The sequence below is a fragment of the Actinokineospora pegani genome (assembly GCF_009745975.1).
In the GTDB taxonomy this organism is placed as follows: domain Bacteria; phylum Actinomycetota; class Actinomycetes; order Mycobacteriales; family Pseudonocardiaceae; genus Actinokineospora; species Actinokineospora pegani.
The window spans coordinates 54,814-76,279 of the sequence record NZ_WHOL01000060.1; the positions used below are offsets into that span (position 1 = coordinate 54,814).

A 21,466-nucleotide genomic window follows, 5' to 3' on the forward strand; every position below is an offset into this window, starting at 1 on the left:
CACCATGGACCTGGGCATCAAGGACCGCGTCGCCGCGGTCGCGGCCTCCAGCAGCGGCCTGGGCCTGGCCGTGGCCAAGGCGCTGGCCAGGGAGGGCGCGCACGTGTCCCTCTGCGGGCGCGACCCGGCCCGGCTGGCCAGGGCGCACGCCGAGGTCAACGCCGAGGGCCCCGGCGAGGTGCTCAGCCACCCCGTCGACATCGGCGACGAGGCCGCGGCCGCGGCGTGGGTGCGCCACACCGCCGACACCTTCGGCGGGCTCGACGTCGTGGTGACCAACACCGGCGGCGTCCCGTTCGGGCCGGTGGACAGCTTCGGCGTCGCCGACGTGCGCGAGGCCGTCGAGCAGAACCTGCTCCCGCACGTGGCCATCACCCTGGCCGCGCTGCCGATCCTGCGGGCCCGCGGCTGGGGCCGGGTGCTGATGATCGCCTCCGAGGCGGTCCGGCAGCCGCACCCCGAGTCGGGCCTGTCGTCGGTGGCGCGGCTCGGGGTGCTCGGCCACATGAAGGGGCTGGTGCACGCGTTCGGCGCGAGCGGGGTCACGGTCAACGTGCTCGCGCCGGGCTTCCACCGCACACCGATCCTCGACGAGCAGTTCGGCGCGGAGGTGGACGCGGAGCTGGCGAAGGTGGCCGGTCGCATCCCGCTGGGGCGCATCGGCGACGTCGACCACTTCGGCGCGCTGGCCGCCTTCCTCGCCAGTGAACAGGCCGACTACGTCACCGGAACGGTCCTCGTGGCCGACGGCGGCAACACCCGGGGATTCGCCTGACCCGTCAGGCCCCGCCGAACCAGGAGGGAACGATGTCCGCACTCGGACACGTCGCCAGCGCGCGCAGCGCCGCGCTGTACGTGGTCAAGATCGGCAGCGCCTCGCTGCACCACGAGAACGTCTTCGACGAGCTGGCCCAGATCCGGCAGCGCGGCGCCAGGGTGCTGCTGGTGGCGGGGGGCGCGGCGGGCATCGTCGAGCACTACGCCGCCCTGGGCAGGGACATCCGCTTCCTGCGCCTGCGCAACGGCGACGACGTGCGCTACTGCCCGCCGGAGGAGATGGCGCACATCGTCGGCGCCTACGAGCGGGTCACCCTCCCGAGGGTGCGCCGGGCGCTGGCCACCAGGGGGCTGACCGTGCACGCCGCGGTCGCCGACGACGACGCCGTGGTGGCCGGGACGGCGAACCCGCCGATCCGGGCCGTGCGCGACGGGAAGGTCACCATCATCCGCGACCACCGGGCGGGCACGGTGTCCGGTGTGGACACCGACCGGCTGCTGGCGCTGCTGGAGGCCTTCGACGTGGTGTGCCTGTCGCCGCCGGTGGCCGACGCCGCGGGCGGCTCGCCGCTCAACGTCGACGCCGACGTGCTGGCCGCGGAGCTGGCCAACGCGCTCGACGCCGACCACCTGCGGCTGGTGACCGGCACCCCCGGGCTGCTGGCCGACCCGGCCGACCCGACCTCGCGGGTGGCCGACGTGCTGCCGGGCGAGGGCGGGCGCCACGCCAAGGGCCGGATGCGGCAGAAGGTGCGCGCCGCCGAGATCGCGCTGACCGGCGCGGCGGACGTCGCCATCACCGGTCCGCACGTGCTCACCCCCGCCTCCGGCACCCGGTTCTGGCGGGCCACCCCGCCCGCGGCGGACCTGTCGCTGCTGACCAGGGCCGTGGAGATCTCCTCGGTCTCGGCCGACGAGCGCGAGCTGGCCGACTACCTCGTCGACTGGTGCACCGAGCACGGCGTCGACGCGCGCGTCGACGCCGCGGGCAACCTCGTGGCCGTGCGCGGCAGCGGCCCGCAGCGGCTGCTCATGCTGGGGCACATCGACACCGTGCCGCACCGCTGGCCCGCCCGGTGGGCGGACGGGGTGCTGCACGGCCGGGGCTGCGTGGACGCCAAGGGCTCGCTGGTGGCGTTCCTGGAGACCCTGGCCGAGACCAGCGTCCCGCCCTGGGCGCAGATCCGGGTCGTCGGCGCGGTCGAGGAGGAGATGACGGCCGCGGGCGCGTTCCACGTCCGCGACCACTACCCCGCCGACGCGGTGGTCATCGGCGAGCCCAGTGGTTCCGGCGCGCTGACCATCAGCTACAACGGCCTGCTCAAGGTCCGCCTGTCGATCGCCACGCCCGTGGGCCACACCGCGGGCAACGGCGTCTCCACGGCGGCCGACCAGCTCGTCGACGTGATCACCCGGCTGCGCGCCGAGATCGCCGCGTTCTCCCCGGAGGCGATGGTCGCGGTGCTGGGCGTCGACGCCAGGAACGCGGGCGACTTCCAGCGCGGCGAGGCCGTGTTCGACGTCCGGGTCCCGCGCGCCACCGACGTGCACGACCTGGCCACCCTGGTCACCGGGGCGGCGGCCCCGGCCGAGGCGACGGTCCTGCGCGCGACCCCCGGCCTGGCCACGGCCCGCACCAGCGCGCTGGTGAAGGCCTTCTCCCGCGCCTTCGGCGACAACGGGGTCGCCCCGCGCTTCCTGGCGAAGAAGGGCAGCAGCGACATGAACACCCTCGCCACCACCTGGCGGGACGTGCCGATGGTCGCCTACGGCCCCGGGGACGCCGCGCTGGACCACACCCCCGAGGAGCACATCGCCGCCGAGGAGTTCCGCCTCGCGCGCCGGGTGCTGGGGCGGGCGGTGCGGAACTGGCTCGACCAGGCGGGCAGGGTCGCCACGACCACCGAGGCCCGTGGCGAGGGCACAGCCCAGTGAGCGACACGCGGAAGGGCCCCGGCGCACTCAGCGCCGGGGCCCTTCCACTGCGGTCACCCCGCTTGCCCGAGGGGCGGGCCCCCGGTCGCTGTTCTCTCCACAGCGGGCGTCCGTCGCGCCCCGCCCTGCCGGAGCGCGACCGCCGGGCGCCCGCGGGTCGGCGACGAACCGCGGACCCGCGGGCCCACCGGGTCGAGAGCAGCGATCACGCCCGCGTCGTGCCCAGGTGGCTGTCGAGGTGGTGGCGCCGCAGGCCCTCCCCCGGCCCGGGCCCGGGCGTCACTCGGCGAACGGGTACCCGTGCAGCGCGTTCTGCAGGGCCCGCTTGGCGATCCGGACGAACCCGGGCGAGGCCGCGCCCGCCGACACCGCCATGGTCACCGGCAGCGGCCCGGGCGGGGGCGGCAGGTCGCGCCTGGTGCGCTCGAGGCCCCACAGCTCGTCGCCGTTGGACACCAGGCAGGCCACCCCGAGCCCGGCCTTGGTCGCCGCGCGCAGCCCGATCAGCTCGGCGCCCTCGTACCCCACCCGCCACGGCACGTCCGAGGCGTTGAAGGTGTCCACGATCCGCCCGCGCAGCGTGCACGGCTCGGTGAACAGGGTCAGCGGCAGCGCCGCCCCCTCGCCGTGCACCGGCTGGCCGAACCAGTCCATCTTGACCCGGCCGAGCTCGTAGGTCGCGCCCGCGGAGTGCTGGGGCCGGGGCTGCAGCAGCAGCACCAGGTCCAGCCGCCCGGCGGCCACGTGCGACTCCAGCGACTCGCTCATCCCGGTGCGGACGCTGATCTGGGCGTGCGGCATGGCCTTGGCCAGCAGGGCCAGGATCTGCGGCAGCGCCTCGGCGAGCTGGTCGCCCACCCCCAGCGCCAGCCGGATCTTGCCCTGGGGCGGCACGAACCGCTCCACGGCCTCGTCGTTGAGCGCGACGATGCGCCTGGCGTAGCCGAGCAGCTCCTCGCCCTGTGTGCTCAGCCGCAGGTCGCGACCGGTCGACAGGAAGATGGGGCCCTTGACCAGCGTGCCGAGCTGGCGGATCTGCTGGCTGACCGCGGGCTGGGTGATGTGCAGCGCCTCGGCCGCCCGGCGGAAACCGCCGAGGTCGACGACGGTGACCAGTGCTCGTAATCGGTTGATCTGCAGGTCGTGGTACATCGTGCACCTCCTGTGCACCGCTCCCGCCCGGGCTCCCGGGCGGGTCTCACCGCTCCCGGATGGCCGCCAGCAGCGGTCCCGCCACCTCCTGGCGGCAGATGAGCAGGTCGGGCAGGTACGGGTGGGGCCGGTTGTAGTCCAGCGGCGAGCCGTCGACCCGGGAGGCGTGCAGGCCCGCGGCGAGCGCGACGCCGACCGGCGCGGCCGAGTCCCACTCCCACTGCCCGCCCGCGTGCAGGTAGGCCAGCGCCTCTCCGCGCAGCACCGCCATCGCCTTGGCCCCGGCCGAGCCCATCGGCGCGGTCCGGGCGTCGACGGCCGCGGCGACCCCGGCGGCGAACGCGGGCGGCCTGCTGTCGCTGACCAGCACCAGCCGGGGCACCGCCCAGCCCGGCATCGGCACCGGCTCGTCGGCCGAGCAGTGCACCAGGTCGAGCGCGGGCTGGGCGACCGCGGCCGCGGTGACGCCCTGGCCGCGCCGCCACAGCGCCACGTGCACGGCCCAGTCGTCGCGGTCGGGCAGCGCGTACTCCCTGGTGCCGTCGAGCGGGTCGATGATCCAGACCCGGTCGGCGCCGAGCCTGGCCGGGTCGTCGACGGCCTCCTCCGACAGCACCGCGTCGCCCGGCCGCCACGCGGCCAACTCCGCCAGCAGCATGGCGTTGGACTCGGTGTCGCCCCGGTCGCCGAGGTCGGGCCCGCCCCCGTCGCGCAGCTTGAGCAGCAGCCGACCGGCCTCCTCGGCCAGCCGCGCGGCCAGCCTCGCGTCGCCGTTCACCGGTCGAGGAAGGCGAGCACGGTCGCGGCGAGCGCGGCCGGGTCGCCGTCGGTCGGGCGCAGCACCAGCTCCGCGCGCTCGGGGGCCTCGTACGGGTCGTCGACCCCGGTGAAGCCGCGGATCTCGCCCGCCGCCGCCTTGGCGTAGAGGCCCTTGGGGTCGCGGGCCTGGCAGTCGGCGATCGGGGTGTCGACGAACACCTCGACGAACGGCAGCCCCTCGGCCTCGTGCGCGGCCCGGACGGCGGCGCGGTCGGCGGCGTACGGGCTGATCAGCGACACGATCGCGACCGTGCCCGCGTCGGCGAGCAGCCGGGCCACCGCACCGGTGCGGCGCACGTTCTCGGTCCGGTCGGCCGCGCCGAAGCCCAGGTCGGAGTTGAGGCCGTGGCGCAGGTTGTCCCCGTCGAGCAGGTAGGCCGGGCGGCCCGCGGCGACCAGCCGCCGCTCCAGCTCGACCGCGATGGTCGACTTGCCCGAGCCGGACAGCCCGGTCAGCCAGATCGTGCGCCCCCGGGTGGCCCGCTGGTCGCGGGTGACCGCCGAGCCGTGCCAGACCACGTGCGAGGCGGCCACCCGCGGCCCGAGGACCATCCCGGCTGCCACGGTGTTGTTGGTCGCCTCGTCGACCAGGATGAAGCTGCCGGTGCCGCGGTTGCGCTTGTACGGGTCGAACAGCAGCGGGGTCCGCGTGTGCAGCCGGACGCGGCCGATCTCGTTGAGCGCCAGGCCCGCCGCGGACTCGTCGCGGTGCAGGGTGTTGATGTCGAGCCGGTAGTCCAGCTCGCGCACCGACCCGGTGACCGCCTGCGAGGTGTGCTTGACGGTGTAGCGCGCCCCGGGGCGCAGCTCGGACTGCTCGGTGAGCCAGCAGACCATCGCGTCGAGGTCCTGCCCGACGTGCGGGCGGTTGTTCGGGCGGCAGATCAGGTCGCCCCGGCTGATGTCGATGTGGTCGGCCAGCTCCATGGTCACCGCCTGGGGCGCGAACGCCTCGGCCACCTCGCGGCCGCCCGGGCCCCAGATGCGCTCGACGGTGGAGCTGAAGCCCGAGGGCAGCACGGTCACCTCGTCGCCCGGCCGGAACACCCCGCCCGCGACGGTGCCCGCGTAGCCGCGGAAGTCCTGGTGCGGGCGGATCACGTACTGCACCGGGAACCGCGCGTCGATGAGGTTCTGGTCGGAGGCGACGTGCACCTCCTCCAGGTGGTGCAGCAGCGAGCTGCCCTCGTACCAGGGCATCTCCGCGCTGCGGTTGACCACGTTGTCGCCCAGCAGCGCCGAGACCGGGATGAACGACAGGTCGGGCACGTCGAGCTTGATCGAGAACCGGCGGAACTCCTCGCGGATCTCCTCGAAGCGCTCCCTGGACCAGCCGACCAGGTCCATCTTGTTCACGCACACCACCAGGTGCGGGATGCCCAGCAGGCTGGCGATGAACGCGTGGCGCCGCGACTGCTCCAGCACGCCCTTGCGGGCGTCGACCAGGACCAGCGCCAGGTCCGCCGTCGACGCGCCGGTCACCATGTTGCGGGTGTACTGCAGGTGCCCGGGGGTGTCGGCGATGACGAACTTGCGCTTGGGGGTGGCGAAGTAGCGGTAGGCCACGTCGATGGTGATGCCCTGCTCCCGCTCGGCGCGCAGGCCGTCGGTGAGCAGCGACAGGTCCGGGGTGTCGGCGCCGCGCTCGCGGCTGGTCCGCTCCACCGCGGCCAACTGGTCGGTGAAGATCGTCTTGGAGTCGTAGAGCAGGCGCCCGATCAGCGTCGACTTCCCGTCGTCGACGCTGCCCGCGGTGGCGATCCGGAGTAGCGGTCCCATCAGAAGTACCCCTCCTTCTTGCGGTCTTCCATGCCTGCCTCGGAGATCCGGTCGTCGGCCCTGGTGGCGCCGCGCTCGGTGACGCGGGTGGCGGCGACCTCGTCGACCACCTGCGCGGGGGTCGCGGCGTCGGACTCGACGCAGCCGGTCCCGGTGGCGTCGCCGACGGTGCGGAAGCGGACCAGCGCCTCGACGGGCTCCTCGCCGTCGAGCAGCGTGATGAAGCGGGTGTGCGCCAGCAGCATCCCGTCGCGGTGCACCACGGGCCTGCGGTGGGCGTAGTAGATCGGCGGCAGCGGGATGCCCTCGTCGCGGACGTACTGCCAGATGTCGAGCTCGGTCCAGTTGCTCAGCGGGAACACCCGGATGTGCTCGCCCTTGCGGTGCCTGCCGTTGTAGAGGTTCCACAGCTCGGGCCGCTGGTTGCGCGGGTCCCACTGGCCGTAGGCGTCGCGGAAGGAGAACACCCGCTCCTTGGCCCGCGCCTTCTCCTCGTCGCGCCTGCCGCCGCCGAAGACCGCGGTGAAGGCGTTCTCGGTGATGCCGCGCAGCAGGGCCGTGGTCTGCAGCCGGTTGCGGCTGGCGCGCGGCCCGGTCTCCTCCACCACCCGGCCCGCGTCGATGTCGTCCTGGACGCTGCTGACCACCAACCGGACGCCCAGCCGCTCGACGGTCTCGTCCCGGAAGGCGATGACCTCGTCGAAGTTGTGCCCGGTGTCGACGTGCATCACCGGGAACGGCAGCGGCGCGGGCCAGAACGCCTTGGCCGCCAGGTGCAGCATCACCACCGAGTCCTTGCCGCCGGAGAACAGCAGCACCGGCTTCTCGAAGGTCGCGGCGACCTCCCGGAAGATGTGCACCGCCTCGGCTTCCAGCGCGCTCAGGTGCGAGAGCTCGTACGTGGTAGACACTTCGCGGACCCACCCCTCCGACACAGATTCCGAAAGATGAAGACTGACACCCCGATGACGATTCCTGATGCAATTCCGCTTGAACGCTGATCGGCCGGTGAAAACACATGCCGAAAGCGGTGAGGGATTCAGGGAGCCATTCGGGAGGAAAACACGGGGAGCACGCTCCCCCGGCACGATCAGCCCTTGCGCTCGGCCCGCCGCCTGCGCGAGCGGTGCCCGCCGCGCGGCTTGCTCGACAGGGCCAGCCACGCCTCGGGCCCCCACTCGTGCCCGCCGTCGCAGCGGACCACCCGCTCGCCGGGGTCGGCGGCGCGCACGTCCTGCCCGCAGTCGGGCCGCTGGCAGCAGCCGAGCACGTCGCGCTCCCTGGCCGCGTGGTCGACCACCAGCCGACCGGCCTCGGCCAGCTCGCCGACCTCGGCGTGGAAGTCGCCCGCGGCGTCGTGGCTGGCCAGCCACGCGAGGTTCATGTCGAGGAAGACCACCAGGTCCTCCACCGCGGGCGAGCCCGGCCCGACCGTGCCGCGCTCGCCGACCACCAGCCCGCACCACGAACCGAGGACGTCGACGACGTCGGCGCGCACCCGCACCGCCTCCTGGCGCACCCCGCTGTCGCGCACCCCGGGGTCGCGCTGGCCGCCCAACCGGGTGCCGCACCCCCGGTGCAAGCCCGGCAACGACAACAATTCCCTGCCTAACACCTGTCTGCACTGCCCGCACAACCGGAAACCGGCATTCACGGGACGCGCGCAGACCGGTGAATCGCACACCGCCTCGGCGTCGCCCATCACCCCTCCTCGCGTCGGTCGACGATGAGCCTGTTCACCGGCGATGGACCGGCGGTCGCACAGGTCTCGAATCCGACTGCACCAGAACAGGACCGAAGGCGGTTGTTCTTCACAATGCGGGCCATTTTCCCGAAAAGAACCTACCGCGAATGCGCGGATTCGGCTAATCGGAATAATGCGACGTGACCTCGACACCCGGCGGCGGTGAACCCCTCAACTCCCGGCGCCGTCCGGGCACCGGGACCGCGGCGGGACTCCTCGCCCGGCCTCGACCGGGGCTCCAGCGCCCCGCGCTGCAGGCGCCTAGGTAACCGGCACTATCCCGGCGGCGACCAGCAGGCCGTCTTCGACGGTCAGCAGCCCGAGCGTGCCGTGCGGCTGGCGACGGCGGTCGGTCGGCGAGCCGGGGTTGAACACGCGCAGGCCCGCCTCGGTGTGGTCGAGCGGGATGTGGGAGTGGCCGAACACCACCAGGTCGGCGTCGGGGAAGCGCTCGCGCATCCGAGCCGCCCGCCCGGCCTTCTGCCCGCTGTCGTGGATCATGGCCACCCGCAGCCCGGCGAGGTCCAACTCCAGGGTCTCCGGCGCGCCCCACTCGGCGATGTCGGGCCCGTCGTTGTTGCCCCGCACCACGTGCACCGGCGCGTAGGCCGCCAGCTCGTCGAGCACCCCGGGCACGCACACGTCACCCGCGTGCAGGATCACGTCGGCGTCCCGCAGGTGCTCGGCCACCCTCGGCGGGCACGCCTTCCACCGCCGCGGCGCATGGGTGTCCGACAGCACAACGACTCGCACCACCCCATCATGCTCCCCACGGGGCCCGGCCCGCTCGCCCCACCCACCCCGGACAGCCGACGGCCGCCGTCGTCGCGGCCGAGCAGGCGACCGCGCGGCGGCGGCCCGCGGTCACCCGACCGGGGGGTGCGTCCCCCGTCCGGGCCACCAGGCAGAATGGGACGCTGCGTGGCACAGGGCGGCGGGACGAGGAGGGCACAGCGGTGGGACAGGGTGAACTGCGCGGGGTCGTCGCGATGGACGGTCCCTCGGGCACCGGCAAGTCCACCGTGGCCAGGGGGCTGGCCAGGGCGCTCGGGGCCGGGTACCTCGACACCGGCGCGATGTACCGGATGGTGACCCTGGCCGTGCTGCGCGCGGGGGTCGACCCGGCCGACGGGCCCGCCGTGCTGCGCGTGGCCGAGGCCGTCGACCTGGGCATCGGCACCGACCCGGCGGAGTCGGCGGTGCGGCTGGACGGCGCGGCGGTCGACGGCGAGATCCGCGGGCCCGAGGTGACCGGGGCGGTCTCGGCCGTCTCCGCGGTGGCCGGGGTGCGCGAGCTGCTGGTGGCGCTGCAGCGGCGGATCATCAGCCAGAGCCGGGCCACCCTGGGCGGCATCGTCGTCGAGGGCCGCGACATCGGCACCGTGGTGGCGCCGGACGCCCCGCTCAAGGTCTACCTCACCGCCTCCGCCGACGCCCGCGCCGCCCGGCGCGCCAACCAGGACGCCGCCGAGGGCCGCGAGTCCACGGTGGACACCACGCGGGCGGACGTCGAGCGGCGCGACCACTTCGACTCCACCCGCACCGTGTCCCCGCTGCGCCCGGCCGTGGACGCCGTCGAGGTCGACACCACCGACCTCGACGTCGACGGCGTGCTCGAGCAGCTACTGGCGATCGTGCGCGAGCGCGGCCTGGTCGGCGGCGCCGGGGTCGGGCGGGTCGAACCGTGACGCCCGGCCCCGACCTGCCCATCGACGCCAAGCCCTGGCTGCACGAGGTCGGCAGGGTGCTCGCGCGCACCGTGCACCGCCCCGGCCACCGGGTGCGCTGGCACCACCGCGACCGCGTCCCCGCCACCGGCCCGGTCGTGCTGGTGGCCAACCACAGTTCGCTGGTCGAGCCGCAACTGCTGTTCGGCGGCCTGCCCCGGCGCGCGGTGTTCCTGGTCAAGAGCGAGCTGTTCCACGGCCCGCTGGGCTGGGCGCTGCGCGGCCTCGGCCAGATCCCGGTGCGCCGCGGCACCCCGGACCGGGCCCCGCTGATGGCCGCCGTCCAGGTGCTGCGCAACGGCGGGCTGGTCGGCGTGTTCCCCGAGGGCACCCGCGGCGCGGGCGACGTCGCCGCGGCCGAGCAGGGCGCGGCCTGGCTGGTGCGCACCTCCGGGGCCCGCGTGCTGCCGGTGGCCACCCGCGGCACCCGGCGCCCCCCTGGCGCGGCGTGGCGGCTGCGCCCGGTCGTCGACCTGGTGGTCGGCGAGCCCTTCGACCCGCGGGTGGGCCCGGGCAGGGCGGGCCTGGCCACCGCCACCGAGACCATCCGCGCCCGGCTCGCCGAGCTGGTGCGCGACCTCGACGAGCGGCGCAGGCCCTCGTCCCCACAGAACAAGGCAGCACCATGAGCGACGCTGACAGCTTCGAGACCGCACTCGACGGCACCTGGTCCGACGAGTCCGACTGGGCCGCCCTGGAGGGCGCGTTCGACACCGACGACGCCGAGGCGGGCGCGCCGACCCCGGTGCTGGCCGTGGTCGGCAGGCCCAACGTCGGCAAGTCCACCCTGGTCAACCGCATCCTGGGCCGCCGGGAGGCGGTCGTGCAGGACGTCCCCGGCGTCACCCGCGACCGCGTCACCTACGACGCGCAGTGGAGCGGCCGCCGGTTCACCGTGATGGACACCGGCGGCTGGGAGCCGGGCCTGGAGGGCCTGCCCGCCGCCATCGCCGCGCAGGCCGAGTACGCGATGACGCACGCGGACGCGGTGCTGGTCGTCGTGGACGCCACGGTCGGCGCGACCTCGACCGACGAGGCCGTGGCCAGGGTGCTGCGCCGGTCCAAGACGCCGGTGATCCTGGTGGCCAACAAGGTCGACGACCAGCGGCTGATGCCCGACGTGGCGGCGCTGTGGTCGCTCGGCCTCGGCGAGCCGTTCCCGGTCAGCGCCCTGCACGGGCGCAACTCCGGCGACCTGCTCGACGCCATCCTCGCCGCGCTGCCGGAGACGCCGAGGGAGACCTACGGCGCCACCCCGGGCGGCCCGCGCCGGGTGGCGCTGGTCGGCAAGCCCAACGTCGGCAAGTCCAGCCTGCTCAACCGCCTCACCGGCGAGAACCGCTCGGTGGTCGACTCGGTCGCGGGCACCACCGTCGACCCGGTCGACTCCCTGGTCGACCTCGACGACGAGGTCTGGCGCTTCGTCGACACCGCGGGCCTGCGCAAGCGGGTCAACTTCGCCAGCGGCATGGAGTACTACGCCTCCCTGCGCACCAAGGCCGCCATCGAGTCCGCCGAGGTCGCCATCGTCCTGATCGACGCGGGCGAGCCCATCGCCGAGCAGGACCTGCGCGTGCTCACGATGGTCGTCGAGTCCGGCCGGGCCCTGGTCCTGGCCTTCAACAAGTGGGACCTGGTCGACGAGGACCGCCGCCTGCAACTGGACAAGGAACTGGACCGGGGCCTGGTCCGCGTCCCCTGGGCCGAGCGCGTCAACGTCTCGGCGCTGACCGGCCGCTCGGTCCGCAAGCTCGCCCCGGCGCTGCGCCGCTCCCTGGAGTCCTGGGACACCCGCATCTCCACCGGCCACCTCAACTCCTGGATCTCGGACCTGGTCGCCGCCACCCCGCCCCCCGTGCGCGGCGGCAAGCAGCCCAAGATCCTCTTCGCCACCCAGGCGGGCACCCGCCCGCCGACGTTCGTGCTGTTCACCAGCGGCTTCCTCGAGGCGGGCTACCGCCGCTTCATCGAGCGCAAGCTCCGCGAGCAGTTCGGCTTCTCCGGCAGCCCCGTCCGCATCTCCGTCCGCGTCCGCGAGAAGAAGGACCGCAAGCGCTAGTTCGTGTTTCGAAAGCCGCTGTCCGCGATGGCCGCGCCGGAGCGGCCCCTGACGGCACGGGGTGGAGGCACCGGTACCGGCACCTCCACCCCGCACCGCCAGGAACCACCCCGATCACGACTCTCATCGAACGGACTCGGCGAAACACGGCCTAGGCCTGCTGGGCGCACCCGCACGGGGCGGCGCCCGCACCCGCCCCGCTGTTGCACATGATTCCCATTATCATGCCTGCATGACGTCGACCGCCTCCCGCGACTTCGGCCGCTACCTGACCGCCCGCCTGCTCTCCGTCGCGGGCAGCCTCGTGTCGGTGGTGGCGCTGCCGGTGCTCGTCTACCAGTTGACCGGGTCAGCGGGGTGGACGAGCGTCGTCGCGGTGGCGGAGGCGCTGCCGTACCTGCTGTTCGGGCTGGTCGCGGGGGCGGTGGCGGACCGGGTCGACCGCAGGCGGTTGATGGTGGCGCTGGACTTCGCGGTGGCGGCGGCGCTGGCGACCGTCCCGGTGGCGTGGGCGCTGGACGCGCTGACCGCGCCGCACGTGGTGGGGGTGGCGTTCCTGGCGCAGACCGGGTTCGTCTTCTTCGACGCGGCCAACTTCGGGGCGCTGCCGTCACTGGTGGGCAAGGAGCGGCTGACCGAGGCGTACTCGAAGGTCTACGGCCGGTCGACGCTGGTCGAGTTGACCGCGATGCCGGTCGCGGGGCTGCTGGTCACCGTCCTGGCGCCGGGCGCGCTGATCAGCCTGCACGCGGTCGCCGCCGCCGGGTCGGCGCTGCTGGTGCGCGCGATCCGGGGGACGCTGTCGAGCAGGCGCGAGACCCGCCCGACCCTGGTCAGCGACATCGGCACCGGCCTGCGGTTCCTCTGGTCGAACACCACCGTCCGCACCCTGACCCTCGTCGGCGCCACCCACTCGGCCGCCTCCGGCGCGTGGATCGCCGTCCTGGTCCCCTGGGCCGACCAGGTCCTCGGCGTCTCCCCCACCGGCGACGCCCGGTTGGCGGTCCTGTTCAGCTGCTGGGGCGTCGGCGCCGTCGTCGCCGCGCGCCTGGTCCCCAAGCTCACCAGCCGCTGGGGCGGCGCGCGCCTGGCACTCGGCGCCCTGCCCGTCTCCCTGCTCTGCGCGTCCACGACCCTGCTGACCACGCACTGGCTGATCGCGGGCGCGGCCGCGGTGGCGTGGGGGACCGCGCACTCGACGGTCGTCATCAACGCCATCACCTACCGCCAGCAGGTCTGCCCAGCGGAGCTGCAATCCCGCGTCAACACCACCGCCCGCATGCTCTCCTGGGGCGTCGGCCAACCCGCGGGCGCCGCCCTCGCGGGCACGGTCGCCGTCGCCGCGGGCCCCCGGGCGGGCCTGGCGGCGGGGGTGACCGTCCTGTTCACCGGCGTCGTCCTCGCCTGGGCGACACCCACCCTCCGCAAGGCGGCCACAGCCGCGCCTGCCACGGTCGCCAAGTCCTAAGTGGAGCCACAGCCGGGGCCCGGCGGCTCGAACGCGGCCGCGACGGTGAAGTGGCGCGGCCCGGGCCGTGGGCTCTCGATCTCGTCGAGGGCGGCGACGGCGAGGTCCTCGGCGGTGATCCGCGACTCCCCGTCGGCGTCGACGAGGATGCGGTTCCCGCCCCGCCGGTAGGCGCCCGTGCGGTCGCCGGGCGCGAACAGCGCGGGCGGGCTCAGGTAGGTCCAGTCCGCGGGGTGTGACAGGCAGGCGTTGAACTGGTCGACGCTGGCCCGCGCCGTGGTTCGCCACCGCCGGGGGACGAAACGCGGGTCGTCGACCACGAGCAGGTCCGAGTCCGGGCTCCGCAGCGGGCCCGCGCCGCCGATCACGAGGACGCGGCGTCCGAAGCCCAGGGCCGCGTCGAGAACCGTGGTCACCAACGCGCGGACCCCGTCCTCGGCCCCGGGGGTCGGCCTGGTGGCGAGCACGATGACGTCGTGCCGCGCCGCCACGCGGGCCGCGGCCCCCGGGTCGGTCGCGTCGGCGGTGAACGACGCGACCCCTCCGCCACCGCCCCCCGAACGCGAGAACCCGGAAACGACGTGCCCACGGCGAACCGCTTCCGCCGCGACGCGGGAGCCCGCCATCCCCGTCACCCCGACAACGGCGATCTTCACAATGCCCTCCTTGTCCGCACGGCGACCTGCTGATCGGCCTCGGTGGTCGTTGTCCCACTGGGGGTGGTCTGGCCCGCGGCGATCGCCGTCAGGGCGAGGGCGAACCCGACGATCTGCACCGCGCCGAGCGTCTGCCCCAACAGCAGCGCACCCAGGGTCGCGGCGACCAGCGGGGAGAGCAGACCCAGCACGGCGACCGAGGCGACCGGGAGACGGGCGATGCCGCCGAACCACAGCGTGTACGCGAGCAGCCCGCCGACGACCCCGAGCCAGGCGTAGCCCGCGAGTGCCGCGCTGTCGACGGCCGTGGGCACACCCTCGAAGAGCAGCGTGATGGGCAGCAGGAACAGCCCCCCGGCCGTCAACTGCCACCCGGCCAGTCCCATCGCGGGCACCCCCGCGGGCCGTCCCCACTTCTTGGTGAGAGTGACGCCCGCCCCCATGAGGACCGCGCTCAGCAGCCCGGCGACCACACCCACCGCGTCGAGGGCCGCGGTGGAGCGCAAGACGACCAACGCGACACCGGCGATGCCGACGACGCCCCACGACAGGCGCCACGCGGAGAACGGCTCGCGCAGGACGACCACGACGAGGACCGCGACGACGAGGGGCTGCGCGGCCCCGAGGGTGGCGGCCACCCCGCCGGGCAGGTGGTAGGCGGCGATGAACAGCAGTGCGAAGAAGGCGCCGACGTTCAGCACGCCCAGCACGGCGGACTTCCACCACCAGGCGCCCGTGGGCGCCGCGCGGGTCACCGCGATCGCCAGCAGCCCCGCGGGCAGCGCCCGCACCAGCGAGGCGAACAGCGGATGCCCGGGAGGCAGCAGTTCGGTCGTCACGACGTACGTCGTCCCCCACACCGCGGGCGCGATCGCCGTGAGCGCCGTGACCGAGAGCCTGCCCACCACAACTCCTCAACGTTGAACTATTCAACGCTCAGACCATACGGTGCTAGTCTGACTCACGTCAAACAGTTCAACGTTGAGGAGTTCAGGGTGGAGGACAGCGTCGACCGCGTCATCGCCCAGTGGGCGCGGGTGCGCCCCGACATCGATGTCAGCCCGATGGGCGTGCTGGGCAGGCTCTCCCGGCTGACCCGGCTGTTCGAGCGCGAGTTGCAGCGGGTCTTCACCCGACACGGCCTGCACCCCGGGGAGTTCGACCTGCTCGCGACCCTGCGGCGCGCCGACGTCGACGGGCGCGGCCTGACGGCGGGGCAGCTCGCGGACAGCGCCATGGTCACCTCGGGCGCGATCACGAACAGGCTCGACCGGCTGCTCGCCAAAGACCTCATCACCCGCGAGACGGACCCGCACAGCCGCCGCACGATCCGCGTCGCCCTCACGCCGCACGGGCACGAGGTCATCGATGCGGCCCTGCTCGACCACGTCGCCAACGAGGAGCGCCTGCTCCGCGCCATGACGGCCCGCCAGCGCGAACAACTCGCGGGCCTGCTCCGCGTCCTGCTCCACGACAACGAGGACCAGGCCTGACGGCCGCCGCTCAGGCGAGGTCGGCGTAGACGATGACGTTGTCCTGGTAGTCGCCGGTGGCCTCGTCGAAGGCGCCGCCGCAGGTGATCAGGCGCAGTTGCGGGCCGGTGGTCTCGCCGTAGACGGCCTGGGTGGGGAAGTCGGCCTTGGCGACGCGGTCGACCTGCCGGACGGTGAAGGCGGCCGTGCTCCGGTCGCCCCGGGTGACCTCGACGCGGTCGCCCGGGACGAGTGTGGCCAGGTCGTGGAAGACACCGGGCCTGCCGCGGCCGTCGACGTGGCCGAGGACGACGGCGGGGCCGGGGTCGCCGGGTGCGGGACCGTGCTTGTACCACCCCGCCTGCAGGGGTTGGTCGAGCGAGGGGACCTCGGCGGTGCCGTCGGCGTTGAGCCCCAAGGGGATGAGGCTGGACCGGGCGCCGAGCGCGGGGATGCGCACCTCGAGCGGCGCGGTGGCGGACACCGCCGCGGGCGCGGTGGCGGACACCGCCGCGGGCGCGGCGCCGGTCGGCCCGGCGGGGCGCGCGTCCGTGGTGTCGCCCGGGGACCAGAGCGGGCTCATGACGAGCAGACCGGCGAGACCGGCCAGGATCGCGGCGACGAGCGCACGGCGGCGGCTCACCGGGCCGCCGTCCCGCCGCCGGTGGCCACGCCGCCGACCGGGATGACGCTGACCTGGCCGTTGCCGGGCAGCGCCGCCGCGGGCGGTGGGCTGCCGGGGCTGGTCGGGGTCGTGGGGACATCGGCGGGCGGGGTCGTGCTGGGCGCGGGGGGCGTGGTGCCGGCTTCGAGGATGATCACGTTGGTGCATTCGGTGACCTTCCCCTGGCCCGCGTAGTCGCTGCCGTGGGCGGTGACGCACAGCGGGTGGTCGCCCACGTCCAACGGCGGGGTCCGCACGGTGTAGCGGACCTGCTTGGGCCCGGGCTGGGGCAGGGCGGGGGTGATGTCGGTGATCGGCAGCTCCGGGCCGCCGTCCACGGTCAGCGTCAGGTGGTGCAGCTCGGAGGCCAGCAGCCGCGACAGCGCCTGTCCCAGGTCGTCGAAGCCCGACAGCGAGCAGGCGCCGCCGGTGGCCCGCGCGATCTGCTCCAGGCTCACCCTGCTGCCCTGGCACGAGGCGTCGGGGCCGAAGCCGAAGGTGTGGATGTCGACCTGCTCGGGCAGGTCGGCCAGGATGCGCGCCGCCTCGGTGCCGTCGTCGGCGTTGTGCCTGCCGTCGGACAGGAACAGCACCAGCTTGCGCGTGCCCGTGGTCGCCGCCGACACCTCCGCCGCGTGCCGCAGGCCCGCGGTGAAGTTCGTCGCCCCGTCCAGGTAGGGCATGTCGCGCAGCGCCTCGAGGAAGTCCGCGTCGCCGTCGCCGTCGTTGTCGGCGGCCGGGCCGACGGCGAGCTGGGTGCCCGGGGCCGCGTCCACGTCGAGGCTGCGCCCGTCGGTGGCGAAGGTCGCCAGGCCCACGCTGCCGATGCCGTACCCGGGGTCCATCGCGTACCGCCGGTGGAACTGCTCGATGGCCGCCTTCTCCTGCGCGAACCCGTCGTCGCCCAGGCTGCCGGACCCGTCCAGCACGTAGGTCACCGAGGTCGCGGGCGGCACCGCGCCCGTGCCGACCGACGCCGTGCCGACCACCGTGGTGGCCCCCTTGGGGATGACGGTGTCCAGCAGCGGCGTCTCGATGTCCACCGCGATCCCGGCTCCGCCGGGCAGCGTGCCGTCCACGGCCACCGCTTGCGCACCGCTGGTCAGCACCAGCACCGCGGCCATGCCGGCTGCGAGCCTTCTCATCCCTGGTGTCCTCACGTTGTAGGAACTGCATCCCTACAACGAGCGGGTGCGGCACGCGAAACCACTCGTTCGAGTGATCATCGATCACCTACCCGACAACGAACAGCGCCAACGGGTCCCCCTCACCTCCCGCCAGCTCCCTCACCCGCACCACGTCGAACCCCGCCACCGCGCAACACCTCAGCCCCAACGCCGTCCCCACCAAGTACAGGTTCTGCAACGCGATCCCGCCGTCCAACCGCACCGTGCTCTGATGCACCTCCCCGTACTTCTCCAACCCAGGCCCCAGCAACCCGCTCAGCACAACCACTGTCGACGCGCGGGACTCGAACTCCGGTTGTGTGAACACCCCTTCCAACGACCCCGCGCCAACGGGTCGCAACGCGTGCTCCGCGCGCAGGTACTCCAACACCTCCCCGTCGCGAACAACATGCACCGCGAGAGAAGGCAACCCGCCCGCGGTCGGGTTCATCCCCAGCACATGCCCGTCGACGTGCCGCTGCACCCCCACGGCCCACCCCAGCAACGACCCCAGCGCGGCCAACCCCACCGGCTCGTACCGGTACCGGGACCGCCGGGACAGCAGCGCCTCCCCCAGCGGCATCGCCAGCGGCCCCGGCTCAGGCAGCGCGATCACAGGAACGGCGGCGGCTCGGCGACGAAAGTCGACGTGTCCCCCCACCGGGGCAGCCCGAGGTAGCGGAACGCGGCGGGCGCGTTGGGCACCAGCCCGGTCGCGCACACCCGGATCACGCTCAACCCCGCCTCGGCGACGTCCGGGGTCGTCAAGTCGACCGTCACGACCCGCTCCCCCGCCAGGCTCGCCCGCAGGTCCTCGGCATCTCCCCGCCGCTCGAGCCCGACCGTGCGGTCAGGCGAGGTGAACCGCCCCAACAGGTCCGCCTGCACGCGCGGGTCGAGCCACACCTGGACCTGGGCACCCAGATCGCGAACCGCCCCGTGGTTCTCCCCTACCAAGTCGCGGTAAGCGCGATCGGCCCGGTGCGGCAGGTAAAGCCCCTCCGCGAGGATGCCCGCGCGAATCGACTGGAACACCCACCCGTCCTCCTCCAGCAACCCCTGCGTGAAGATCCACGTGTGCACGGCCTCCAAGACCGCCTTCACGCACGCCTCCACCGGGTCGAACCGCGCCGCGCCGCCGCCTGCGACGATCCCCGTCTCCCGATCGACAGCCACGGCGGCGACACACGACACCGGGTGCTCGGTCGGCAGCTCGACCAGGTGCACGTCCAGCGGGCACCCCTCCAACTCCGCCGCCAACCCCGGCACGGACGAGACCGGGATGCCCGCGGTGGGCGCCCCCAGGTGCCACCACCGCTCCAACGCGTCCCGCTCCACCAGCTCCAACAAGGCCCGCGTGGCGGCGTCCTCGGCGCTGGTGCCCGTGGCGATGCCCGCGTAGTTGAGGTGGTGCAGCCGCGGCTCCTCGCGGCGCGCGCCCGAGTGGTAGTTCAAGTAGACCCAGGACGCGGGCGCCAGGCACCGCTCGCCCCGCTCATCGCCTTCCGCCCACGCGATCGGGAGGTCCTCGGTGAAGGGCTGGTACGGGAACCCCGGCCAGGAGTGCTGCTCGGCGGTGAAGAACGGCAAGTCGTCCGGCCCGAGGTGGCGCACGCCCTCAGCCCGCAGCTCGGCCGCCGTGGCGGTGCGCAGACCGGGCGGGACCCGGTTGCCGCAGTAGCGCTCCACGGCCTCGCCGACGGCGGCGGCCCGGGCCGCGTCGACGTCGCCGAAGGTGGTGCCGAGGCTGACCCGGTCGGCGGGCCAGGCGCCGAGCCTGCGCGCGTCGGCGACCTCGGCGGTGACGGCCCGGTAGCGGCGCGGGGTCCCCGGGGTGGGCGCGACGTCGACGAGCCTGCGGACGATGCCCGTGAGCGGGTCGACCAGCAGCGGGTACGGGGTTGTCACGAGGCGACCTCCTGGATCAGGTCCGCGGCGGGCTCGGCGTCCGCGCCCGCCGGGTGCAGTGGGAAGGACGCGGTCGCGGCCAGCACGACGCGCGTGCTCGGCAGCAGGCGCGTGGCGCGCACCGGGTCCTCGCCGGTGTGCGGGTTGCGGGCGTGCCGGGGCCAGTGGTGGCCGCCGACCTGGAGCCGCACGGGTCCGGACACGGCCAGCCCGACCGGCGGCAGCTCGACGCGCACCTCGCGCGCAACCCCCGGCTCGTGCCGCACGCGCCGGACCGCGTGGGCGTGGTGGACACCGCCGTGCACCAACCGGACCACCCAATCGGCGTCCGGGCAATCAGCGACCACAGTCAGAACCACCTCGATCGACCCGCGCAGCTCCCCTTCGGGCAAGACCGCGCTCAGCACCGCGCACGGCCCGTCGTCGGCAGCCGCCCCCAACGGCACAGACCGCCACGGCTCCTCGGGATCAGCGGTGAACCGCGCCCGATCCACGCTCAACGACATTTCGCTTCGCGCGGACCCAAGGGGACGCCACCCGTCCACAGCCACAAAGGCCTTGTCTCCAGCCAAATCCGCGCATGTGCGAGCCCACGCGGTGTAGAGCGCGCCGATCCGCCGCCCAGCCAACGCGGCCCCAGGCTCACCCGCGTCCAGCTCGTGCCCCCAAGGCCCCATGACCAACCGCGTCGGTCCACCCCACGCGGCAGCCAGACGCTCGGTGTCCGCGGCGAACGGGTCACGCACCCCGCCCACCGCGAGCAACGGCACGCGCACCCCGCCGACGTGGTCCCACACAGCAGCGGTGCGCTCCGGCGCGTCCCACAACTCCTCCCACCCCTCGACGGCGTCCACCACCGGCAGGCGCGCGGGATCGGCATGACGGGCCGGGCGCGCGTTCTCGCTCCACCACCCGATCCGACAGGCCAACCGCGCGGCCCGCCCCGGCTCGCGCGCCGTCTCACCGAGCCCCAGCGCGGGAACCGCCGCCACCACCCCGACAACCTGCCCGGGCCGGGCGATCGCCGATGTCACAGCGCAATGCGCGGCGTAGGAGGCCCCCACGCAGAGCACCCGGTCATGGCCGAGCCGCGCGAGCTCGTCGAGCACCGCCGCGCCATCGCCTGCCTCATGCCGGTAGGGCTCGAAGGCGCCACCGGAGCCGTGGCGCCCCCGCACATCACCGACCACGCACGGGAACCCCCTCCGCGCCCAACCGCGCGCCTCAGCGAGGTGGCGGTGACGGCCGTAAGGGGTGCGGATCAGGACCAGCGGCCCGTCGCCGCCGGAGTCGACCAGGGTGTGCGCCAGCCCGGCGAGGGCGAGGTCACGGGGCACTGGCGGGCACGGGCAGCACGGGGTGGTCGGCGATCTCCCCGCTGTCCAGGTCCAGGACGCGCAGCCTGCGGTGCGGCGGGACCCCCGCCGGGGTCAGGCCGCCGGGCGCGGGGGTGGCGCCGGTGAGGTGGCGGACGAGGTCCTTCACGGCCAGCGCGGCGATGAGCGCCCGCTCGGCGGCGTCGGGGGCGTCGTCGCCGCGGAGGCCGTCGCCCGCCCAGTAGGCGGCGAGGTGGCCGTGCCCGGAGCCCGCGGCCGCGAGCCTGCGCAGCCGCACGTCGCGGTGGCCGGTGCCGATCGGCTCGAACAGGACGTGCCTGCCCTCGCGGCTGATCCGCTGCCAGGCCACGCCCCGGTCGGCGAGCGCGTCGAGGTCCGCCCAGGCCGCGGGCGCGGGACCGTCGTGCCACGCGCACACGGCGGCGGGGTCGGCGGCCAGGAGCGCGTCGAGGTCGGCGGGCAGCCGGACCGGGGCGGCCCCGGCGAGGTCGAGGGCGCCGGTCAGGGCGGTGATCAGGGCACTGGCGGCCGGACCGCCTGCGACCACGGCGACGGTGGGGCGGTCCAGCCGCGGCCGGGCGCCGAGGTGGCCCGCGCGGGCGAAGGCGGCCAGCTCGTCGGGCCGGGGCCCGGGGCCGCTGAGCGCGGCGCGCACCCGGTCCAGCGACTCGGGCGGCAGCGCGACGCCGAACAGCTCGCCGGTCGCGTCCCGCAGGACCGGCCCCGTGGGCCCGTCGAACAGGGCCGTGCCGGGCTTGAGGGTGTCCACTGGCTGCCTCCCGTCGGGTGGCCCGGGGCCGCCG

21 protein-coding genes are annotated in these 21,466 nt (G+C 74.4%); 7 read left to right on the forward strand and 14 right to left on the reverse strand.

What is annotated here, in order from left to right; translation table 11 throughout:
• Nucleotides 1–4: 4 nt before the first annotated feature.
• Nucleotides 5–775 carry an SDR family NAD(P)-dependent oxidoreductase gene (locus GCL84_RS06560; protein ID WP_156754459.1) on the forward strand — a complete coding sequence of 257 codons (771 nt, stop codon included), beginning with the start codon at nucleotides 5–7 and terminating at the stop codon, nucleotides 773–775.
• Nucleotides 776–807: 32 nt separating this feature from the next.
• Nucleotides 808–2,712 (forward strand): M20/M25/M40 family metallo-hydrolase, encoded by a 1,905-nt coding sequence (locus GCL84_RS06565; RefSeq protein WP_156754460.1) that lies wholly within the window; start codon nucleotides 808–810, stop codon nucleotides 2,710–2,712.
• 279 nt (nucleotides 2,713–2,991) lie between these two features.
• On the opposite strand, the gene GCL84_RS06570 is transcribed toward GCL84_RS06565, so the two are convergent.
• The 6 genes from GCL84_RS06570 to GCL84_RS06595 all read right to left on the reverse strand — a co-directional run bounded on the left by GCL84_RS06570 (nucleotide 2,992) and on the right by GCL84_RS06595 (nucleotide 8,959).
• Complete coding sequence (locus GCL84_RS06570; protein WP_156754461.1) at nucleotides 2,992–3,864, reverse strand: LysR substrate-binding domain-containing protein; 873 nt, start codon at nucleotides 3,862–3,864, stop codon at nucleotides 2,992–2,994.
• 46 nt (nucleotides 3,865–3,910) lie between these two features.
• Nucleotides 3,911–4,642 carry a 3'(2'),5'-bisphosphate nucleotidase CysQ gene (locus GCL84_RS06575; protein ID WP_156754462.1) on the reverse strand — a complete coding sequence of 244 codons (732 nt, stop codon included), beginning with the start codon at nucleotides 4,640–4,642 and terminating at the stop codon, nucleotides 3,911–3,913.
• Nucleotides 4,639–6,462, reverse strand: a complete 1,824-nt coding sequence (gene cysN / locus GCL84_RS06580; RefSeq protein ID WP_156754463.1) for a sulfate adenylyltransferase subunit CysN — start codon at nucleotides 6,460–6,462, stop codon at nucleotides 4,639–4,641. Before cysN ends, GCL84_RS06575 begins: the two co-directional genes overlap by 4 nt.
• Nucleotides 6,462–7,373 (reverse strand): sulfate adenylyltransferase subunit CysD, encoded by a 912-nt coding sequence (gene cysD / locus GCL84_RS06585; protein WP_197523059.1) that lies wholly within the window; start codon nucleotides 7,371–7,373, stop codon nucleotides 6,462–6,464. The genes cysN and cysD overlap by 1 nt, the downstream gene beginning before the upstream one ends.
• A gap of 179 nt (nucleotides 7,374–7,552) precedes the next feature.
• The gene (locus tag GCL84_RS06590; protein ID WP_156754465.1) at nucleotides 7,553–8,053 is read right to left on the reverse strand and encodes a hypothetical protein; all 501 of its coding nucleotides are present in this window, start codon (nucleotides 8,051–8,053) and stop codon (nucleotides 7,553–7,555) included.
• Nucleotides 8,054–8,467: 414 nt separating this feature from the next.
• Nucleotides 8,468–8,959, reverse strand: a complete 492-nt coding sequence (locus tag GCL84_RS06595) for a metallophosphoesterase family protein (RefSeq protein ID WP_156754466.1) — start codon at nucleotides 8,957–8,959, stop codon at nucleotides 8,468–8,470.
• A gap of 236 nt (nucleotides 8,960–9,195) precedes the next feature.
• Between GCL84_RS06595 and cmk the strand changes: the two genes are divergently transcribed.
• The 4 genes from cmk (at nucleotide 9,196) to GCL84_RS06615 (ending at nucleotide 13,460) form a co-directional block, all read left to right on the forward strand.
• On the forward strand, nucleotides 9,196–9,894 hold the full coding sequence (gene cmk / locus GCL84_RS06600) for a (d)CMP kinase (RefSeq protein WP_156754489.1): 699 nt from the start codon (nucleotides 9,196–9,198) through the stop codon (nucleotides 9,892–9,894).
• Nucleotides 9,891–10,562, forward strand: a complete 672-nt coding sequence (locus GCL84_RS06605) for a lysophospholipid acyltransferase family protein (RefSeq protein ID WP_156754467.1) — start codon at nucleotides 9,891–9,893, stop codon at nucleotides 10,560–10,562. Before cmk ends, GCL84_RS06605 begins: the two co-directional genes overlap by 4 nt.
• Complete coding sequence (gene der, locus GCL84_RS06610; RefSeq protein WP_156754468.1) at nucleotides 10,559–11,992, forward strand: ribosome biogenesis GTPase Der; 1,434 nt, start codon at nucleotides 10,559–10,561, stop codon at nucleotides 11,990–11,992. The genes GCL84_RS06605 and der overlap by 4 nt, the downstream gene beginning before the upstream one ends.
• 232 nt (nucleotides 11,993–12,224) lie before the next feature.
• Complete coding sequence (locus tag GCL84_RS06615; protein WP_156754469.1) at nucleotides 12,225–13,460, forward strand: MFS transporter; 1,236 nt, start codon at nucleotides 12,225–12,227, stop codon at nucleotides 13,458–13,460.
• Here GCL84_RS06615 and GCL84_RS06620 read toward each other — a convergent pair.
• Complete coding sequence (locus tag GCL84_RS06620; protein WP_156754470.1) at nucleotides 13,457–14,116, reverse strand: NAD(P)-dependent oxidoreductase; 660 nt, start codon at nucleotides 14,114–14,116, stop codon at nucleotides 13,457–13,459. The genes GCL84_RS06615 and GCL84_RS06620 overlap by 4 nt on opposite strands.
• Nucleotides 14,113–15,021 carry an EamA family transporter gene (locus GCL84_RS06625; RefSeq protein ID WP_156754471.1) on the reverse strand — a complete coding sequence of 303 codons (909 nt, stop codon included), beginning with the start codon at nucleotides 15,019–15,021 and terminating at the stop codon, nucleotides 14,113–14,115. The genes GCL84_RS06620 and GCL84_RS06625 overlap by 4 nt, the downstream gene beginning before the upstream one ends.
• A 90-nt stretch (nucleotides 15,022–15,111) precedes the next feature.
• Here GCL84_RS06625 and GCL84_RS06630 point away from each other — a divergent pair, with 90 nt between their 5' ends.
• Nucleotides 15,112–15,609: a MarR family winged helix-turn-helix transcriptional regulator gene (locus tag GCL84_RS06630; protein WP_156754472.1), complete on the forward strand. Its 498-nt coding sequence runs from the start codon at nucleotides 15,112–15,114 to the stop codon at nucleotides 15,607–15,609.
• Nucleotides 15,610–15,619: 10 nt separating this feature from the next.
• Here GCL84_RS06630 and GCL84_RS06635 read toward each other — a convergent pair whose 3' ends face one another.
• The 6 genes from GCL84_RS06635 to GCL84_RS06660 form a co-directional block, all read right to left on the reverse strand.
• A complete protein-coding gene (locus GCL84_RS06635) occupies nucleotides 15,620–16,231 on the reverse strand; it encodes a class F sortase (RefSeq protein ID WP_235926035.1) in 612 nt (203 codons plus the stop codon).
• Nucleotides 16,228–17,397 carry a vWA domain-containing protein gene (locus GCL84_RS06640; protein ID WP_156754473.1) on the reverse strand — a complete coding sequence of 390 codons (1,170 nt, stop codon included), beginning with the start codon at nucleotides 17,395–17,397 and terminating at the stop codon, nucleotides 16,228–16,230. The genes GCL84_RS06635 and GCL84_RS06640 overlap by 4 nt, the downstream gene beginning before the upstream one ends.
• Nucleotides 17,398–17,485: 88 nt before the next feature.
• Nucleotides 17,486–18,034: a nitroreductase family protein gene (locus GCL84_RS06645; RefSeq protein WP_156754474.1), complete on the reverse strand. Its 549-nt coding sequence runs from the start codon at nucleotides 18,032–18,034 to the stop codon at nucleotides 17,486–17,488.
• A complete protein-coding gene (locus tag GCL84_RS06650; RefSeq protein WP_156754475.1) occupies nucleotides 18,031–19,326 on the reverse strand; it encodes a YcaO-like family protein in 1,296 nt (431 codons plus the stop codon). Before GCL84_RS06650 ends, GCL84_RS06645 begins: the two co-directional genes overlap by 4 nt.
• Nucleotides 19,323–20,663 carry a CocE/NonD family hydrolase gene (locus GCL84_RS06655; protein ID WP_156754476.1) on the reverse strand — a complete coding sequence of 447 codons (1,341 nt, stop codon included), beginning with the start codon at nucleotides 20,661–20,663 and terminating at the stop codon, nucleotides 19,323–19,325. The genes GCL84_RS06650 and GCL84_RS06655 overlap by 4 nt, the downstream gene beginning before the upstream one ends.
• Complete coding sequence (locus GCL84_RS06660; protein WP_156754477.1) at nucleotides 20,653–21,432, reverse strand: hypothetical protein; 780 nt, start codon at nucleotides 21,430–21,432, stop codon at nucleotides 20,653–20,655. Before GCL84_RS06660 ends, GCL84_RS06655 begins: the two co-directional genes overlap by 11 nt.
• Nucleotides 21,433–21,466: the final 34 nt, after the last annotated feature.

Coding starts and splice junctions, on each gene's coding strand:
- GCL84_RS06560 (WP_156754459.1), top strand. CDS start 5: ATGGACCTGGGCATCAAGGACCGCGTCGCCGCGGTCGCGGCCTCCAGC.
- GCL84_RS06615 (WP_156754469.1), top strand. CDS start 12,225: ATGACGTCGACCGCCTCCCGCGACTTCGGCCGCTACCTGACCGCCCGC.
- GCL84_RS06640 (WP_156754473.1), bottom strand. CDS start 17,397: ATGAGAAGGCTCGCAGCCGGCATGGCCGCGGTGCTGGTGCTGACCAGC.
- GCL84_RS06565 (WP_156754460.1), top strand. CDS start 808: ATGTCCGCACTCGGACACGTCGCCAGCGCGCGCAGCGCCGCGCTGTAC.
- cmk (WP_156754489.1), top strand. CDS start 9,196: ATGGACGGTCCCTCGGGCACCGGCAAGTCCACCGTGGCCAGGGGGCTG.
- cysN (WP_156754463.1), bottom strand. CDS start 6,462: ATGGGACCGCTACTCCGGATCGCCACCGCGGGCAGCGTCGACGACGGG.
- GCL84_RS06570 (WP_156754461.1), bottom strand. CDS start 3,864: ATGTACCACGACCTGCAGATCAACCGATTACGAGCACTGGTCACCGTC.
- der (WP_156754468.1), top strand. CDS start 10,559: ATGAGCGACGCTGACAGCTTCGAGACCGCACTCGACGGCACCTGGTCC.